At 59.8% G+C, this 16,870-nt stretch carries 14 protein-coding genes; 8 read left to right on the plus strand and 6 right to left on the minus strand.

The features are described 5' to 3' along the window. Positions 1–57: 57 nt before the first annotated feature. A complete protein-coding gene (locus tag ACIQ3A_RS06440) occupies positions 58–954 on the minus strand; it encodes a dienelactone hydrolase family protein (RefSeq protein WP_396430924.1) in 897 nt (298 codons plus the stop codon). A gap of 90 nt (positions 955–1,044) precedes the next feature. On the opposite strand from ACIQ3A_RS06440, the gene ACIQ3A_RS06445 reads away from it, so the two are divergent. Both ACIQ3A_RS06445 and ACIQ3A_RS06450 read left to right on the plus strand, forming a co-directional pair. Further along, positions 1,045–1,722: a glutathione S-transferase gene (locus ACIQ3A_RS06445; protein ID WP_396430925.1), complete on the plus strand. Its 678-nt coding sequence runs from the start codon at positions 1,045–1,047 to the stop codon at positions 1,720–1,722. A 2-nt stretch (positions 1,723–1,724) separates the two neighbouring features. Continuing rightward, positions 1,725–2,171, plus strand: a complete 447-nt coding sequence (locus ACIQ3A_RS06450; protein ID WP_396430926.1) for a hypothetical protein — start codon at positions 1,725–1,727, stop codon at positions 2,169–2,171. 8 nt (positions 2,172–2,179) lie between these two features. Here ACIQ3A_RS06450 and polA read toward each other — a convergent pair whose 3' ends face one another. Further along, on the minus strand, positions 2,180–5,047 hold the full coding sequence (polA, locus tag ACIQ3A_RS06455; RefSeq protein WP_396430927.1) for a DNA polymerase I: 2,868 nt from the start codon (positions 5,045–5,047) through the stop codon (positions 2,180–2,182). A 301-nt stretch (positions 5,048–5,348) separates the two neighbouring features. Here polA and ACIQ3A_RS06460 point away from each other — a divergent pair, with 301 nt between their 5' ends. Together ACIQ3A_RS06460 and ACIQ3A_RS06465 are read left to right on the plus strand one after the other, a co-directional pair. Further along, on the plus strand, positions 5,349–6,311 hold the full coding sequence (locus ACIQ3A_RS06460; RefSeq protein WP_396430928.1) for a homoserine kinase: 963 nt from the start codon (positions 5,349–5,351) through the stop codon (positions 6,309–6,311). A gap of 4 nt (positions 6,312–6,315) precedes the next feature. Next, a complete protein-coding gene (locus ACIQ3A_RS06465) occupies positions 6,316–7,092 on the plus strand; it encodes a BPSS1780 family membrane protein (RefSeq protein ID WP_396430929.1) in 777 nt (258 codons plus the stop codon). A gap of 46 nt (positions 7,093–7,138) precedes the next feature. Here ACIQ3A_RS06465 and ACIQ3A_RS06470 read toward each other — a convergent pair whose 3' ends face one another. Then, complete coding sequence (locus ACIQ3A_RS06470; protein WP_396430930.1) at positions 7,139–7,615, minus strand: peptidylprolyl isomerase; 477 nt, start codon at positions 7,613–7,615, stop codon at positions 7,139–7,141. A 100-nt stretch (positions 7,616–7,715) separates the two neighbouring features. Next, complete coding sequence (locus tag ACIQ3A_RS06475; protein ID WP_396430931.1) at positions 7,716–10,142, minus strand: UvrD-helicase domain-containing protein; 2,427 nt, start codon at positions 10,140–10,142, stop codon at positions 7,716–7,718. 260 nt (positions 10,143–10,402) lie between these two features. Here ACIQ3A_RS06475 and ACIQ3A_RS06480 point away from each other — a divergent pair, with 260 nt between their 5' ends. Both ACIQ3A_RS06480 and ACIQ3A_RS06485 read left to right on the plus strand, forming a co-directional pair. Next, on the plus strand, positions 10,403–11,659 hold the full coding sequence (locus ACIQ3A_RS06480; protein ID WP_396430932.1) for an MFS transporter: 1,257 nt from the start codon (positions 10,403–10,405) through the stop codon (positions 11,657–11,659). Positions 11,660–11,849: 190 nt separating this feature from the next. Further along, entirely contained in the window at positions 11,850–12,827 is a 978-nt protein-coding gene (locus tag ACIQ3A_RS06485) for a GMP reductase (RefSeq protein WP_396430933.1), read from the plus strand. A 139-nt stretch (positions 12,828–12,966) separates the two neighbouring features. On the opposite strand, the gene ACIQ3A_RS06490 is transcribed toward ACIQ3A_RS06485, so the two are convergent. Both ACIQ3A_RS06490 and ACIQ3A_RS06495 read right to left on the minus strand, forming a co-directional pair. Further along, positions 12,967–13,698 (minus strand): sulfite exporter TauE/SafE family protein, encoded by a 732-nt coding sequence (locus tag ACIQ3A_RS06490; RefSeq protein ID WP_396430934.1) that lies wholly within the window; start codon positions 13,696–13,698, stop codon positions 12,967–12,969. A gap of 18 nt (positions 13,699–13,716) precedes the next feature. Then, complete coding sequence (locus ACIQ3A_RS06495) at positions 13,717–14,622, minus strand: LysR family transcriptional regulator (protein ID WP_396430935.1); 906 nt, start codon at positions 14,620–14,622, stop codon at positions 13,717–13,719. A gap of 119 nt (positions 14,623–14,741) precedes the next feature. Here ACIQ3A_RS06495 and ACIQ3A_RS06500 point away from each other — a divergent pair, with 119 nt between their 5' ends. Beyond that, entirely contained in the window at positions 14,742–15,719 is a 978-nt protein-coding gene (locus ACIQ3A_RS06500; RefSeq protein WP_396430936.1) for a Bug family tripartite tricarboxylate transporter substrate binding protein, read from the plus strand. Between the two features lie 27 nt (positions 15,720–15,746). Next, positions 15,747–16,870: M20 aminoacylase family protein (locus ACIQ3A_RS06505; RefSeq protein ID WP_396430937.1), on the plus strand; the 1,124-nt coding region annotated here is incomplete at its 3' end.

Here is a 16,870-nt window from a genome sequence, read left to right on the forward strand (position 1 = left end):
GAGTGCTCTACACCCCAAAACAAACCGCCCAAAAGGGCGGCCGTTGCGTTCATAAAATCAGGCCACGCCATGGCGTTTGAGCCAAGCCAGCAAGCGCTGCCAACCATCTTCTGCCGCAGCCTTGCGGAAGCTGGGGCGGTAATCGGCATGAAAAGCGTGCGGGGCCTCAGGATAAACCACAAACTCACTGGCCTTGGCTGCTGCGGGGCCCTGGGCCAAATCAGTTTTCATCTTATCAACCGTGTCAAGGGGGATGCCTGTATCGGCAGCGCCATACAAACCCAGCACGGGCGCTTGTAGTTTGCCCACCAAGGCTGTTGGGTGGCTTGGGGTCAGTGCCGTGGCATTGCCCACCAGACGGCCGTACCAAGCCACACCCGCCTTGAGCTTGGGCTGGTGCGCGGCATACAACCAGGTGATGCGCCCTCCCCAGCAAAATCCCGTGATCGCGAGTTTATTGGCATTGCCCCCGTTGGCCGCAGCCCAAGCCACACAAGCGTCCAGATCGGCCATCACCTGTGCATCAGGCACCTTGGAGATGACTTCGGCCTGCAGTTTGGCAATTTCGCCATAGGCTGTGGCGTCGCCCTGACGGACAAACAATTCGGGCGCTATGGCCATGTAGCCGGCTTGGGCCAGACGGCGCGTGACGTCGGCGATGTACTCGTGCACCCCAAAAATTTCAGAGATCACCAGCACCACCGGCAAGCCGGTTTTACCCTCGGGCGCACTGCGGAAGGCGGGCATCTTGAAGCCATTTACATCAATGGTCACTTCCCCCGTGACCAGCCCCGTTGAAGGGGTTTTGACAGCGGTTTGTGCCATGAGGGGCACGGCGGCTGCGGCGTAGCCCACGCCCAACGCGGCTTTCAAGGCCACCCGGCGGGTGGTGCCATTGGCGCCGATTCGCCCACCCAGCAGGGCTTGCGTGTCATCGATCAGGTCTTTGTTCACTGCAGGTCTCCAAAATCACAAATGAAAGGGGCTTATATCTTTGCACATGCGCATTTTGATTGCAAAAGTGCCGGGATTTACACTCCCGCCATGTCTGACGCCGTTCTACCCGTTTTGTATTCATTTCGCCGCTGCCCCTTTGCCATCAGGGCCAGGCTGGCCTTGCAAGCCAGCGGTGTGGTTTATGAACTGCGCGAAGTGGCGCTGAAAAACAAGCCCGCCCACATGCTGGCCTTGTCGCCAAAAGGCACCGTGCCGGTGTTGTGGGTGCCCAGCGACGCACCAGCGCAAGGCGGACTGGTCATCGAGCAAAGTCTGGACATCATGCTCTGGGCTTTGCGCCAGCACGACCCACATCAGTGGCTTCCAGGCAGTTTGTCCGACATGCCTCAGTGCTTGAAAAGAATTGCCGTCAATGACGGCCTGTTTAAAACCCACCTGGACCGCTACAAATATCCCCATCGTTTTGGTCTGGTCAATGGCCTGCATGACCGAGACCTGGCATCTGTTTTATTGCGCGAGCTGGATGTTCAACTTCAACAACAAAAATATTTATCCGGCCCCCAATGGGGGCTCACCGATGCGGCTCTGGCCCCTTTTGCCAGGCAGTTTGCCCATGTTGACCCGCTCTGGTTCAGAACTCAAACCTGGCCATCCTTGAGGCAATGGATGGAGAATTTCGAGGCTTCATCGGAATTTGCAAAGGTCATGGAGAAAAGCCAGAATGATTCAGAGATCAGACCTTCAACCGCCAGACTGAGTCCATGACCATGAAAAAAATTTTCACCCTTTGTCTTCTTTTGAGCATCGCGGCCTCGGCCATGTCTGCCGATACGACGCCCGCAGAACCCTCATCACCCAGTTGGCAAAGTCAGGTTAAAAAACTGATCGAAGCCAAAAACTACGACCAAGCCATCACCACGCTGCGGCAATCCGATGCCAACCCGACTGCAGACTGGCACAACCTGATGGGTTACAGCTTGCGTCAAAAAACACCGCCCAATTTGGCCGAGGCTGAAAAAAATTACTTGGCCGCATTGGGCAAAGACGCCAAACACCGCGGCGCGCTGGAGTACTACGGTGAACTCTTGCTGTTGAAAAATGACCTTGCCGGGGCTGAAACCATGCTCGCCCGCCTCGACAAGGCTTGTACATTTGGCTGCGAAGAGTACCGAGACCTGAAGAAAAGCATTCTTCAATTCAAATCCCGCAAATGACCCACTGATCAGTGCGCCTGCTCCCAATTGGGCCCAAAGCCTACTTCGGCCAGCAAGGGCACCTTGAGGTCTGCCACGCTGGCCATGATGCGCGGAATTTCGGTTCTCACCCATTCGACCTCTGACTCGGGCACCTCGAACACCAGTTCATCGTGAACCTGCATGATGACCTTGGTGGCCTTGGCTTGGTCGTCCAGTGCCTGTTGCACCGCCACCATGCTCAACTTGATCAAGTCCGCTGCTGTGCCCTGCATGGGCGCATTGATGGCAGCACGCTCAGCCCCAGCGCGGCGCGGGCCATTGGGGCTGTTGATCTCGGGCAGCATCAGGCGACGGCCAAACACCGTCTCGACATAGCCCAAGGCCTTGGCCTGCGCACGGGTGGCATCCATGTAGTGCTTGACGCCCGCAAAACGCTCGAAGTAGCGCGCGATGTAATTTTTGGCGGCCGTGTTGTCGATGCCCAGCGCCTTGGCCAGGCCAAAGGCACTCATGCCATAAATCAGGCCGAAGTTGATGGTCTTGGCGTAGCGGCGCTGCTCGCTGCTGACGGTGTCGGGCGTCAGGCCAAACACCTCGGCGGCCGTCGCTTTGTGCACATCCAACCCCTCTTGAAAGGCCTTGAGCAAGGCGGCGTCATCGCTCAAGTGGGCCATGATGCGCAGCTCAATCTGGCTGTAATCGGCGCTGGCGATGACGCAACCTAGCGGGGCCACGAAGGCCTCACGCACCTTGCGGCCTTCGGCGGTGCGCACCGGGATGTTCTGCAAGTTCGGCTCGTTGCTCGATAAGCGACCCGTCACCGCCACCGCCTGGGCGTAATGCGTGTGCACCCTGCCCGTGCGAGGGTGCGCCATCTGGGCCAGCTTGTCGGTATAGGTGCCCTTGAGTTTGGAGAGGCTGCGGTGTTCCAGAATGCGGGCCGGCAGCGGGTAATCCTCGGCCAGTTTTTCCAGCACTTCCTCGTCGGTACTGCGGGCACCCGTGGCGGTTTTCTTGACCACGGGCAGGCCCAGTTTGTCAAAGAAGATTTCACCCAGTTGCTTGGGGCTGGCCAGGTTGAAGGGCTGGCCTGCAATCTCATAGGCTTCGAGTTCAAGCTGAACAATGCGCTCGCCCAGGGCCTGGCTTTGCGCGGCCAGCGTGGGCGCGTCGATCAACACGCCATTGCGCTCGATGCGGAACAGCGCTTCGCTGGTGGCCATTTCCAGCGCATAAATGCGTTTGAGCCCGGCTGCGGTTTCGATCTGCGGCCACAGCACCCCATGCACGTCCAGGCACTGCTCGGCGTCTTCACAAGAGTAATGCGCCGCCTTGTCGACGTCGACCTGCGCAAACGGGATCTGGTGAGCGCCTTTGCCACACAGGTCTTCGTAGTTGACGCCTTGGCGCCCCAGATGGCGCTCGGCCAGGTTCGCCAGGCCGTGCGGTTTGTGCACTTCGAGCACATAGCTTTCCAGCATGGTGTCGTGGGCGTAGCCCTGCACCTCGATGCCGTGGTTGGCCAACACGTGGCGGTCGTATTTGACGTGCTGCCCCAGCTTCGGATAGGCCGGGTTTTCAAGCCAGGGCTTGAGCCTGGCCAGCACCTCGGCCAGCGGAAGTTGTTCGGGGGCGCCCGGACCGTTATGCGCCAGCGGAATATAGGCCGCTTCGCCTGCTTGAACACTCAAAGAAATGCCCACGATCTCGGCCCTCATCGCATCGAGCGAGGTGGTTTCGGTGTCAATGGCTGTCAACGGCGCTTGCGTGATGCGCGTCATCCAGTCGTCAAACGTGGCCCAGTCGAGCACCGTGACGTAGTTCAAGTCGCGGACCACAGCGCTGACCGCATTGTCTGGTGCGGCCAGTCCGGATGCAGACGGCTCAGCCGCATCGGGGTCGGCAAACAAATCGCCCATTCCCGTGTCCTTGGCAGGCGTGGTCGGCTTGGGCTTGGTGGCTGTTTTGACGGCTGGCGAGGGCACCGGTCCACCCAGCGACTGGACCAGGCCGCGAAAACCGTAGGCTTGGTAAAAGTCGCGCAATTTGGCGTTGTCCGGCTGCCCCATGTGCAGAAAGTCCAACTTGGGCATGTCGGGCACCCAGCCATTCAGGTCGCAATCGGTCTTGATGGTCAGCAGTTTGCGCCCTGTGGGCAGCCAGTCGATGGACTGGCGCAGGTTTTCACCCGCCACGCCCTTGATTTCATCGGCACGGGCCACCAGGTTATCGAGCGAGCCATATTCCTGCAGCCACTTGGCAGCGGTCTTGGGGCCCACCTTGGCCACACCCGGCACGTTGTCCACCACATCGCCCACCAGGGCCTGAAAATCCACCATCAGGCGCGCAGGCACGCCAAATTCGGCCTCCACCCCAGCCAAGTCGCGGCGCTTGCCGTTCATGGTGTCGATGATGGTGATGTGCTGGTCCACCAGTTGCGCCAAGTCCTTGTCGCCACTCGACACAATCACCTCAATGCCCTGCGCTGAAGCCGCATAAGCCAGGGTGCCGATCACGTCATCGGCCTCGACTCCCGGCACGTCCAGCACCTTCCAGCCAAGCAGGCGCACCAGCTCATGGATGGGCTCGATTTGTGCCCGCAAATCGTCGGGCATGGGGCTGCGGTGCTGCTTATACTCCGGGTAAATTTCGTCCCGAAAGGTCGGGCCCTTGGCGTCGAACACGCAAGCGGCGTAAACAGCGGGCACATCCTTGCGCAGCCGCTCCATCATGTTGATCATGCCGCGAATGGCCCCGGTGGCCGGGCTGCTCGGGTCGCCGGGCACAGCCCGCAAGTCGGGCATGGCATGAAAAGCCCGGTACAGGTAGCTGGAGCCGTCGACCAGCAGCAAAACTGGTTTTTTTTGGGGGGTGTCAGGTGTGTTTTCGCTCATCCCCCGATTGTGTACCGGGTTAAAGCATTTTCTTGCCTCTCCAGATCGGCGCCCGGGTCTGTACCGGGGCGATGGGGCAAAGCGAAGCGCCCCTGAGCTCCGGTGCAGGCCCGGGTACCGATCTCCCCCTTACCGTGCAGACCCGCAAAGGGCAGGCTGCGCGGGGCCTCAGAGGCGCTTCGCTTTGCCACATCGCCCCAGCGCAGCCAGCCCTTTGCGGGTCATTGTTGACTTTTCACACTCTACAATCCTTGTTTTGCCCACCCACGCCAGCCCCCTCTGGCGCTTTGACCTTCTTCCCATGGCGGTATTCACCGAAGTCACCCCAACCCAGGCCAACGACCTGATGCTTTCCCTGAATCTGGGATCTCTGACCGAATTGCGCGGCATTGAAGGCGGCATTGAAAACACCAACTACTTCGCGACAACGGACCAGGGCGAGTACGTGCTCACCTTGTTCGAGCGCCTCACCCACGCGCAATTGCCCTTTTATTTGTTTTTGATGAAACATTTGGCTGGACGCGGTATCCCGGTGCCCGACCCCGCGGCCAACCGCGATGGCGACATCCTGCACAGCGTGAATGGCAAGCCCGCTGCCGTGGTCAACAAGCTCAAAGGCAAGAGCCAGTTGCAGCCCCAAGCCGTGCACTGCGCCGCCGTGGGCGACATGCTGGCGCGCATGCACCTGGCCGGCGCAGACTACAGCCGCAGCCAGCCCAACTTGCGTGGCTTGCCCTGGTGGAACGAGACCCTGTCCCTGGTGCTGCCCCACCTGGACAAAGCCCAGCAAGCCCTGCTGCGCAGCGAGCTGGCCTATCAAAATCACATTGCCCAAAGTTCAGCCTATGCGGCGCTGCCCCGAGGGCCAGTGCATGCCGACTTGTTTCGCGACAACGTGATGTTTGAAGGCGAGCAGCTGACCGGCTTTTTTGACTTTTACTTTGCCGGTGTTGACACTTGGTTGTTTGACTTGGCGGTGTGCATGAACGACTGGTGCATCGATTTACCCTCGGGTCTGCACGCTGCCGAGCGGGCTCGCGCCATGCTGCACGGCTACTCGCAGGTGCGCCCCTTGAGTGCGCCGGAGCGTGAATTGCTGCCTGGCCTTTTGCGCGCAGGGGCTTTGCGTTTCTGGATTTCAAGACTGTGGGACTACCATCTGCCCCGAGAAGCATCCATGCTCAAACCCCACGACCCCACGCACTTTGAGCGCGTCTTGCGTGGCCGCGTTGACCATCCTTTACTGGCCAATGCCATAGACTGACACCATGAACCTGCAAATCGTTCCCGCACGCACCGGCCTGCATTGGGCCACTCAAGGCGTCCGCACGTTCTGGCGCCAACCGCTGGCCATGTCAGGCTTGTTCTTTTTGTTCATGGCCACCGTGTCCCTAGTGTCCATGGTGCCCTTCATCGGTGGCGCCCTGGCCTTGGTGATTTTGCCCGCGCTGACACTGGGCATGATGGCGGCCACACAAAGCGCGATTCAGGGCAAATTCCCCATGCCCGCTGTTTTGTTTACTGCGCTGAAAACAGGGCCTCAGAGAAAAAACATGCTGCATCTGGGCGGTTGGTACGCCATGCTCTTTTTGGGTGTCATGGTGGTGTCCATGCTCGCCGATGGCGGCACCTTTGCCAAAGTGTATTTCGGCGGCAGCCCCATCACACCCGAAGTGGTCAACACCGAGTCGTTTCAATTGGCTTTGTGGGTTTCGATGGTGCTGTACATCCCGGTCTCCATGATGTTCTGGCACGCGCCGGCCTTGGTTTTCTGGCATGGCTTGCCCGCCGGTAAAAGCCTGTTTTTCAGCCTCATGGCTTGCTGGCGCAACCTGAAAGCTTTTTCGGTCTACACCCTGGTCTGGATCGGTATCTTCACCGGCTCGGGCATCCTAGCCTTGCTGATTGCCAGCTTGCTGGGCGACCCGCAGTTGATGATGGCTGTGCTCATGCCCATGGCCATGATGGTGGCAGCGATGTTTTTCACATCGATGCTGTTCACCGTGCAGGACTGCTTCAGCGCCAGCCCCCAAGAACCCGTTTGATCGAACGGGTCACTGCCCGGCACCCAAGCACCCGGGGCCTGCGGCTTCAGTGGTGATGCCCGTGATCACCGTGGGCATGGCGGTGCGTGACCTCATCGGCCGAAGCCGCGCGCACGTCCAGCACTTTCAGTGTCATGCTCAGATTGAGCCCGGCCCACGGGTGGTTGCCGTCCAGAATGACTTTGTCACCTTTTATTTTCACGACATTGAAAACCTGATCGCGCCCATCGGGGGTGAGGCCGCGTAACTGCCCACCCACTTTGACGCCTGGAGGAAACTCGGTTTTGGGAATGGTCTGAACCAGGCTTTCGTCGCGTTCGCCAAAGGCATCGGCAGCGGCCAGGTTCAAGGTGATGGCAAAGCCAACTTCCTGACCCTCCAGCGCTTCTTCAATTTTGGGCAGGGTGTTGTCATAGCCCCCATGCAAATACGAGGTGGGCTGTTGCGCCTTGTCGAGCACTTGGCCTTGAGCGTTCACCACTTTGTAGTGCATGGTGACAACGGTGTCTTGGGTGATTTTCATGCCGGGGTTCCAGGTTCTCAATAAAAAGGGGAATTGTCGTTCAGCCGTGCGCACTTTTGGGCCCGATCGGGCTTGCCGCCAAGCTGTTCATGCGCAGGGGTTAGACCACGGTGAGTTTGGCCACACTCAGCGCCAGCCATTTCACACCGTGGCGAGAAAAATTGACTTGGGCACGGGCATCCGCTCCTCCACCCTCAACAGCCAGCACCTTGCCCTCACCAAATTTGGTGTGGAACACATTTTTGCCTGCGCTGATGCCGTGTTCAGGCTCGGCTTTTTGTACCGGGACGGGTGGGCTTTTGTAGGTCTCGGTAGTCAGGCTGCTTTGGCCCCAGGCGGGTCGGGCATGACGGCTTTGTGCCGGGGTCTGGCCCCATGCGCCAGTGGTTCCACCGCCAGAAGCGCTGCCAAAACCCCCTGCCCCACCAGCGCCCAGGTTGGAAAATCCGGATTGCTTGGGAGTGATCCATTTCAGGCACGCTTCAGGCAACTCCTCCAGAAAGCGGCTTTTCAGGTTGTAGCGGGTCTGCCCGTGCAGCATCCGGGTTTGCGAGTGGCTCAGGTACAAGCGTTTGCGAGCACGGGTGATGGCCACGTACATCAGTCGGCGCTCTTCTTCCAGGCCGTCAAAGTCGTTCATGGCGTTTTCGTGCGGAAACAAGCCTTCTTCCAGCCCAGAAATGAAAACCGCATCGAACTCCAAGCCCTTGCTGGCGTGCACCGTCATGAGTTGCACCGCGTCTTCACCGGCTTGCGCCTGATTGTCTCCCGCTTCCAAAGAGGCGTGCGTGAGAAACGCTGCCAGTGGGCTCATGATCACACCGTCTTCGTTGAACTCGTCGACACCCGCCTGTGCATCGTCCGACAGACCTTGGCTGGCGGGGCTTTGCGTCAAACCCTGCGCCGACCCGGAGGGCAAGGCCACCGCACTGCGGCCAAAGCCTTCTTGCGTGACAAAGCTTTCGGCGGCGTTGACCAGTTCTTCCAGGTTTTCTACCCGATCTGCGCCTTCTTTTTCAGCCCGGTAGTGGTTCAGCAAACCGGTTTTGTCGAGCACCAGATCGATGATTTCGCGCAAGGTCAGGCCCTCGGTCTGCTCACGCAGCACGTCCACCATGGCCACAAAGGCGGCCAGGTTGGCACCCGCCTTGCCAGTGGTCACACTCACCGCATCGTGCAATGAACAGCCTGCTGCACGCGACGCATCCTGCAACTGCTCGATGCTGCGGGCACCAATGCCACGAGGCGGAAAATTAACTACCCGCAAAAAGCTGGTGTCGTCGTTGGGGTTCTCCATCAACCGCAGGTAGGCCAGCGCGTGTTTGATTTCGGCCCGCTCAAAAAATCGCAGGCCGCCGTAAACCCGGTACGGAAAACCTGCATTGAACAGCGCGGTTTCCAGCACACGGCTTTGGGCGTTGCTGCGGTAAAGCAAAGCCATCTCCTTGCGCTCAAAACCGTCTTGCGTGACCAGTTGGCGCAGCTCCTCGACCAACCACTGCGCCTCGGCAAAGTCCGAGGGTGACTCCACCACCCGCACAAGCTCACCTGCACCCTGGTCTGTGCGCAAGGTTTTGCCCAACCGGGTCTTGTTGTGGCTGATCAAGTGGTTGGCCGAATCCAAAATATTGCTGTGACTGCGGTAGTTTTGCTCCAGCTTGATCTGGTGGCGCACCTGGAACTCGCGCACAAAGTCGGCCATATTGCCCACACGGGCACCCCTGAAGGCATAAATACTCTGGTCGTCGTCACCCACGGCCAGCACAGCCCCTTCGCCCCCCTCGCTTGGCAAGCCAACCAGTTGCTTGATCCAGGCGTATTGCAGTTTGTTCGTATCCTGAAACTCATCGACCAAGATGTGTCGGAACCTGCGGCGGTAATGCGCACGCACAAGGTTGTTGTCGCGCAAGAGCTCGTAAGAGCGCAGCATCAGCTCCCCAAAATCGACCACCCCTTCGCGCAGGCACTGCGCTTCGTAAAGTTCGTACAGCTCCACCTTGCGGCGGGTTTCATCGTCACGCACCGTCACATCTGTGGGGCGCTGACCGTCTTCCTTGGACCCCGCAATGAAGTACTGCACCTGCTTGGGCGGAAAGCGGTCTTCGTCCACATTGAACTGTTTGCACAGGCGCTTGATGGCCGACAGCTGGTCTTGCGTGTCCAAAATCTGAAAGGTCTGCGGCAAACCGGCCAATTGGTAATGCGCCCGCAAAAAGCGGTTGCACAAGCCGTGGAAGGTGCCAATCCACATGGCGTTCACATTGACCGGCAGCATGGCCTGCAAACGCAACTTCATCTCTTTGGCAGCCTTGTTGGTGAAGGTCACGGCCAAAATGCCGCTGGGCGAAACCTGCCCGGTCTGCAACAGCCAGGCGATGCGGGTGGTCAGCACCCGCGTTTTACCAGAGCCTGCGCCAGCCAGGATCAAGGCGTGCTCGGGGGGCAAGGCCACCGCCCGGTGCTGCTCGTCGTTGAGCTGGGCGAGCAAGGGAGACGCCGAAGCGTTAGGGGAGGTTTCAGACAACATGCCTTGATTGTAGGAAGTTCGAATCTCATTTTGCGTCTGACCTGGCCTGCGTCCTTTGCAGGCCCCGCGAAGCTGGTTTTTCGTCCACTTCGAGACACAGGGCGCGGCCCTGGCGTGCCACCATGCAATACCGTGAACGCCCCCCGCATGAGCTATCAAATCCCCATGACCCCACCCCCCTGCCCCCAGCCTGAGTGGCACGAAGGCTGGCACAGCGCCGGCCGCTTGGGCTTGTGCTGCAAGCCGCCGAGGTCCGCTGAATGAAGCTTTTTTATGGTTGGCGCATGGTGGGCGCGGCCTGTGGCATTCAGTTTTTACTGGCCGCCTTTCTCACGCAGGCCCTGGGCCTTTACATCGCCGTCTTGTCTGACGAAATGGGCTGGAGCAAAACCACCTTGTCGGGCGCAGCGGCCCTGCAGTCGGTCGAAGCGGCCATCATCGGCCCGGTACTGGGCTGGATGATGGACAGGATGGGTCCGCAAAAAATGATCCGCTGGGGCATGGTACTTTTCGCTGCAGGTTTGCTGCTGCTCAGCCAGGTCGACAGCGTGGGCAGCTTTTATGCGAGCGCCATCTTGATGGCCATCGGTGCCAGCCTGGGGGGCTACTTTCCGCTGTCGGTGGCATTGGTGCAGTGGTTCGAAAAATTCCGCGCCCGTGCCTTGTCCATCATGAGCCTGGGCTTGGCCATGGGCGGGCTGGTGGTGCCACTCATGGCCTGGTCGATGCAACAGTGGGGCTGGCGGGCCACGGCCGCGGGTTCGGGCGTGCTGGTCTTGCTGACCGGCTTGCCCATGGCCGGCATCATCCGCCGACGCCCAGAAGACCATGGGGAACACGTCGATGGCATCGACCCAGCTCACGCAGCCGCTGCCAACCTGGCCGAAGGCCGAGCTCCGGCCCCCGCTCAAATCGAATTCACCGTGGCGCAAGCCTTGCGCACCCGGGCCTTCTGGATGCTGGCAATCGGCCACGGCTTGGCCTTGCTGGTGGTGTCTGCCGTGAACGTGCACGCCATCAGCCACATGAAAGAAGGGCTGGGGTACAGCGTCACCACCGCCAGTTGGGTGATCCTGATCATGACCTTTGGCCAACTGGCCGGGGTGCTGCTGGGCGCTGGCATGGGCGACTGGTTTGACAAAAGAAAAGTCGCTGCCCTGTGCATGCTGGCCCACGGCATCGGCATGCTGTGCCTGACCTATGCCACCCACATGGCCGCACTGGTGGCCTTTGGGGTGTTCCATGGCATTGCCTGGGGCTTGCGGGGCCCCTTCATGCAGGCCATCCGGGCCGATTATTTCGGGCGCAACGCGATCGGCCTGATTCTGGGCCTGTCGGCGGCTATCATCGCGCTGGGGCAAATTGCCGGGCCCATGATTGCCGGCGTGTTGGCCGACCTCACGGGCGATTACCGACTGGGTTTTAGCCTGCTGGCTTTGCTGGCAGCCCTGGGTTCACTGTCCTTCATGCTGGCCACCAAACCGGCACTGCCCCCTTCGGAGCTTGCACACCCTTGAAGTTGGGTTACAGCAGCCAAAGCAGCCTGCCTTTCAACACGGGTAGAATCAACCACCGGGCCCAAGATTCTTGCGCCCGGTTTTTTTTGCCCTGAACCTGCAACGGGTTTGTTTCAGGGGCTAAAAAACCGGCCAAGCCAAGCGCTCACTCGTTCTTTCAACGAATCCTTTTTTGGAGCTTGGTTTTCTCATGGAAATTTTTGACTACGACAACATCCTGCTTTTGCCACGCAAGTGCCGCGTAGAAAGCCGTTCCGAGTGCGATGCCAGTGTAGAACTGGGCGGCCGCAAATTCCGCCTGCCGGTGGTGCCTGCCAACATGAAAACGGTGGTCGACGAATCGATTTGCACCTGGATGGGCAAAAACAATTACTTTTACGTGATGCACCGGTTTGACCTGGACAACGTGAAGTTTGTGCGTGCCATGCACGCCCAAGGCGTTTATGCCTCGATTTCGCTGGGCGTGAAAGCCCCTGACCGCGCCACCGTGGATGAACTGGCCGCATCAGGCCTGATCCCCGAATACATCACCATCGACATCGCCCACGGCCATGCCGACAGCGTGCGCGACATGATCAGCTACATCAAGGCCAAACTGCCCACCAGCTTTGTGATCGCGGGCAACGTGGCCACGCCCGAAGCCGTGATCGATCTGGAAAACTGGGGTGCTGACGCCACCAAAGTGGGCGTGGGCCCGGGCAAGGTCTGCATCACCAAGCTCAAGACCGGTTTTGGCACAGGCGGCTGGCAATTGTCAGCGCTCAAATGGTGTGCCCGCGTGGCCACCAAACCCATCATCGCCGACGGGGGCATCCGCAGCCACGGCGACATCGCCAAGAGCATCCGCTTTGGTGCCAGCATGGTCATGATCGGCTCGCTGTTTGCCGGCCACGAGGAGTCGCCAGGGAAAACTGTCGAGGTCGATGGCGAATTGTTCAAGGAATATTACGGCTCAGCCAGCGACTTCAACAAGGGCGAATACAAGCACGTTGAAGGCAAGCGCATTCTGGAGCCGATCAAGGGCACGCTGGCCAACACCCTGATCGAAATGGAGCAGGACGTGCAAAGCTCGATCAGCTATTCCGGCGGCACCAAGCTGATGGACATCCGCAAAGTGAACTATGTGACTTTGGGTGGCGACAACGCGGGCGAACACCTGCTGATGTGAGCCGGCTCCGGACTTTGTCGCCTCTGGCTTGAAGGGCGTCCATGGCTTTGAAACCATGCACCCTTCGGCCCGCTGGCTTCAATCAGCCGCGGGCCGCAGTGAAGAGCGGGTGATGCGGCCAGATTTCTAGCAAAAAGGCTTAGCGCAAGGCCCCCAGCGCCAGCATCAGACCGCTGACCACCAGCAAGGCGCAAATGATCTGGCGCAGTTTGGCCACAGGCACACGGTGCGCCAAGCGATGGCCCAACCAAACGCCGGTCAATGCCAGGCCAATCAACGCCGCCCAACGCTGCCACAGCACCTCACTTGCCAAACGCCCCTCCCACGCCATGCCGGCCAACACGGTGGTTGCGGCAGTCGCAATGATCATGGGCGTGCTGGCCCGCATGTGCTGCACGTCGGCCAGACGTTGACTGAGCCAGGCCACCACCAGGGGGCCAGCCGTGCCAAAAAGAAGTTCGACCAAGCCAATCGCTCCGCCCACAGGCCAAGCCCAGATTATTGGCTTGGGCTGGGCCAACGCAGCCTTGGGGCGCAGGGCATGGATGCCCACGCCCGCCACATAAATACCCAGCATCAACAGGGGCCACTGGGTGTTCATGTGTTGCATCAGCCACAACCCGACCAGCGTGCCCAACACCATGCCCGGGAGCAGACTGCGCAACTCACGCCATTGCACCTGTCGCCAGTTCAGGCCACTGTGCAGCATCGATGCGGGCACATCCATCAACAAGGTCAGCGCAACCACTTCAGGCAATGGCCAATGCCAAGCCAGCAAGGGCACCACCACCAAGGCCGAACCAAAGCCTGTCAGCCCCAGTACGGTGTAGCCCAACAAAACCACACCCAGGGGTGCCCACCACTCTTGCATGTTCATTCCTTGCTGCCTTCAATCGCCCAGTCGAGTGCTTACAAATGCCCTGAACACCGCCATGACCGGCAACTCGGTGCGGCCTGCCAGCGTGACCAGCGCCAGCCGCGCCCCGCCGCTAAACAGCGGGTCCAGCGCCAGCTCGACCAGCGAACCATCGGCCAGGCCGAGCCGCGCCGCGCCCAGGATACCGAGGTAGATCGCATCGGTCTGCCGCACCACATCGATCAGGCTGGCAATTTCTTCACACTGCAAGGTGGTCATCTGTGCCGGGTTGGCGCGAGGGCCGTAATGGTCCACCAGAATGCGGGCCACCTCTTGTGACAGCGGGGTCGATGCCACCGGATAGGCCAACACGGCATCGAATGGCACCTTAGCCGGGTGCAGGCTGAGGATCGGGTGCCCTGCGCGACACACAAACCCAGCGCGCATCTCGACGATGTGTGCCATGTTCAGGTCAGTCGCTGCCGCCACCCGCCTCACATCGACCACCAAGGCATCCAGTTGCCGCTCTCGCAGCTGCATCAACTGCAACTCGGTCGACCCCCTGGACACGGTCACCTGCACCGAGGGGTGGTGCTCGGCCATGTACTGCAGCCAGGGCGTCATCAGCATGGCCCCAGGTCCCGAGCCCAGCCCCACACGCAGCTTGCCCATACCGCCTTGCTGCAGCAAGGCAGCCCCCTGTTTGAGTTCTTGCGCCTCATGCACGATGCGCCGGGCACGCTCCAGCACGGACACACCCAAAGGTGTCATTTCGTTCTTTTTGCCCACACGGTCCACCAAGGGTCCGCCCAGTTCGTCCTCCAGCACCTGAATGCTGCGGCTGAGCGCGGACTGGGTAATGTGCAGCTTTTCGGCGGCCCGGCTGAACGAGCCAGTTTCGGCCAAGGCCAACCAATGCGCCAGGTGCTTGAGGTTCATTCATTCATTTTACGAATGTAAATCACAAAAATAAGTCATTGGACACATGAATTTTGGCTTCTTACGATTCGGGCATGGTTTTCGGACCATTCAGAACTCAACATCCAACAGGAGACAACATGAACCTCAAAACCCTTTTCGGCGCCCTGCTTGTCGCTGCCAGCGCTTTCGGCCCCGCCTGGGCGCAAACCTACCCCGCCAAAACCATCAGCCTGATCGTGCCCTACCCGGCCGGTGGCCCCTCTGACTTTTTTGCACGCAAGCTTCAACCCGACGCAGCGGCCAAATTGGGTCAGACCATGATCATCGAAAACATCGGCGGTGCTGGTGGTGCGATCGGCATGGCCAAATTGGTGAATGCACCGGCCGACGGCTACACCCTGAGCTTGGGCAGCCCCATGGAGCTGGTGCTGGCCCCGATGGCCATTCAGGGCGTCAAGTACAAATCTGAAGACTTCAAATTGGTTGCGCAATTTGCCACCACCAACACCATCTTGGCTGTGCGCAACTCGCTCAACGTCAAGACCGTGGACGAACTTCTGGCGCTGGCACGCAAAAGCACAGACAAGCCACTGAGCTATGGCAGCGTGGGTCCCGGTTCGCTGTACCACCTGATTGGCGAAAAATTCTCTCAAATCACCAAGATCCAGATGCTGCACGTCCCCTACAAGGGCATTGCACCCCTGCTGTCCGACCTGATGGGAGGCCAGATCGACATGGCTTTTCTGCCCATGGCCGGCTCCATCCCCGCCACCCTCTTGGACGGCAAAATCCAGGGCCTGGCCGTGACCTCCAAAACCCCGCACGCCTTGTTCAAGCAGTTCCCCGCTATGGCGGCCATGAAGGGCATGGAAGCCATGGATTTTGACATCTGGGCCGGTGTGCAAGTGCACAAGAACACCCCGGACGCCGTGGTCAACACGCTGAACAAGGCTTTCTATGCGGCGGCAGAAGTGTCCGAAACCCGCAAGGCACTGGAAGGCAGTGGCAACATGCTCTTGCCTTCACGCACCCCGGCCGAACTGGCCCGTGTGTACCAAAGCGAAATCGAACGCTATCGCGCCATCGCCAAATCGATTAACCTGCAACCTCAATAAACCATTCTCATCACAAGAGGTCAGTTCATGAACGCTCCCAGCGAGGCTTTTTTGCACGACAAACTGCAAGCCCTGCATGCACAGGCCGATGAATTCATCGCGGTACGCCAAGATATCCACAAGCACCCGGAGATGGGCTACAAGGAATACCGCACCAGCGACTTGGTGGCAGAGCAACTGAGCACCTGGGGCTACCAGGTCACGCGCGGTCTAGGCGGCACTGGCCTGGTAGGCCAGATCAAAAAGGGCACGGGCAGCAAAAGCATCGGCATCCGTGCCGACATGGACGCCTTGCCCATCGACGAAGCCACCGGCTTGCCCTATGCCAGCTGCAACGTGGGCATCATGCATGCCTGCGGCCATGACGGTCACACCGCCATGCTGCTGGCAGCGGCTAAGCACATTGCACAACAAGGCGTTTTTTCCGGTACGGTCAACCTGATTTTTCAGCCTGCCGAAGAAGGCTTAGGCGGCGCCAAAAAAATGATGGAAGACGGCCTGTTCACTCAGTTCCCGTGTGACGCCATCTACGCCATGCACAACATGCCGGGGCAAGCGCAGGGTCACCTGGTCTTGCGCGATGGCCCGGCCATGGCATCGTCAGACAACGTGACCATCACCTTGCATGGCAAGGGTGGACACGGCGCCATGCCGCATGTGGCCGCAGACCCGGTGGTGGCTGGGTCGGCCATCGTTATGGGTCTGCAAAGCATCGTGGCGCGCAACATCGATCCGCAAAAAATGGCCATCATCACGGTGGGCGCGTTCAATGCGGGGGTGGCCAACAATGTGATCCCGCAGACCGCCACCCTGCGCTTAAGTGTGCGCTCGCTGGACCGCGATGTGCGCGTGCTGCTTGAACAACGCATCACCGAACTGGTCCATGCGCAAGCCCAAAGTTACGGCATCAGCGCCGAGATCGACTACCAGCGCGGCTACCCCGTGCTGGTGAACCATCTGGCCGAAACCGACTTTGCACGCGATGTGGCTGAAGAACTGGTGGGCCCGGACAAGACCGTTCGCCAGGGACGTGCGCTCACGGGCAGTGAAGACTTCGCCTTCATGCTCGAACAGGTGCCAGGCAGCTATGTGCTCATCGGCAACGGCGATGGCGAGGGTGACGGGCATGGCGCCTGCATGGTGCACAACCC

The organism is Limnohabitans sp. (genome assembly GCF_044361985.1).
In the GTDB taxonomy this organism is placed as follows: Bacteria; Pseudomonadota; Gammaproteobacteria; order Burkholderiales; family Burkholderiaceae_C; genus Limnohabitans_A.

Coding starts and splice junctions, on each gene's coding strand:
- ACIQ3A_RS06445 (WP_396430925.1), top strand. CDS start 1,045: ATGTCTGACGCCGTTCTACCCGTTTTGTATTCATTTCGCCGCTGCCCC.
- ACIQ3A_RS06460 (WP_396430928.1), top strand. CDS start 5,349: ATGGCGGTATTCACCGAAGTCACCCCAACCCAGGCCAACGACCTGATG.
- polA (WP_396430927.1), bottom strand. CDS start 5,047: ATGAGCGAAAACACACCTGACACCCCCCAAAAAAAACCAGTTTTGCTG.
- ACIQ3A_RS06470 (WP_396430930.1), bottom strand. CDS start 7,615: ATGAAAATCACCCAAGACACCGTTGTCACCATGCACTACAAAGTGGTG.
- ACIQ3A_RS06475 (WP_396430931.1), bottom strand. CDS start 10,142: ATGTTGTCTGAAACCTCCCCTAACGCTTCGGCGTCTCCCTTGCTCGCC.
- ACIQ3A_RS06485 (WP_396430933.1), top strand. CDS start 11,850: ATGGAAATTTTTGACTACGACAACATCCTGCTTTTGCCACGCAAGTGC.
- ACIQ3A_RS06450 (WP_396430926.1), top strand. CDS start 1,725: ATGAAAAAAATTTTCACCCTTTGTCTTCTTTTGAGCATCGCGGCCTCG.
- ACIQ3A_RS06500 (WP_396430936.1), top strand. CDS start 14,742: ATGAACCTCAAAACCCTTTTCGGCGCCCTGCTTGTCGCTGCCAGCGCT.
- ACIQ3A_RS06495 (WP_396430935.1), bottom strand. CDS start 14,622: ATGAACCTCAAGCACCTGGCGCATTGGTTGGCCTTGGCCGAAACTGGC.
- ACIQ3A_RS06490 (WP_396430934.1), bottom strand. CDS start 13,698: ATGCAAGAGTGGTGGGCACCCCTGGGTGTGGTTTTGTTGGGCTACACC.
- ACIQ3A_RS06465 (WP_396430929.1), top strand. CDS start 6,316: ATGAACCTGCAAATCGTTCCCGCACGCACCGGCCTGCATTGGGCCACT.
- ACIQ3A_RS06480 (WP_396430932.1), top strand. CDS start 10,403: ATGAAGCTTTTTTATGGTTGGCGCATGGTGGGCGCGGCCTGTGGCATT.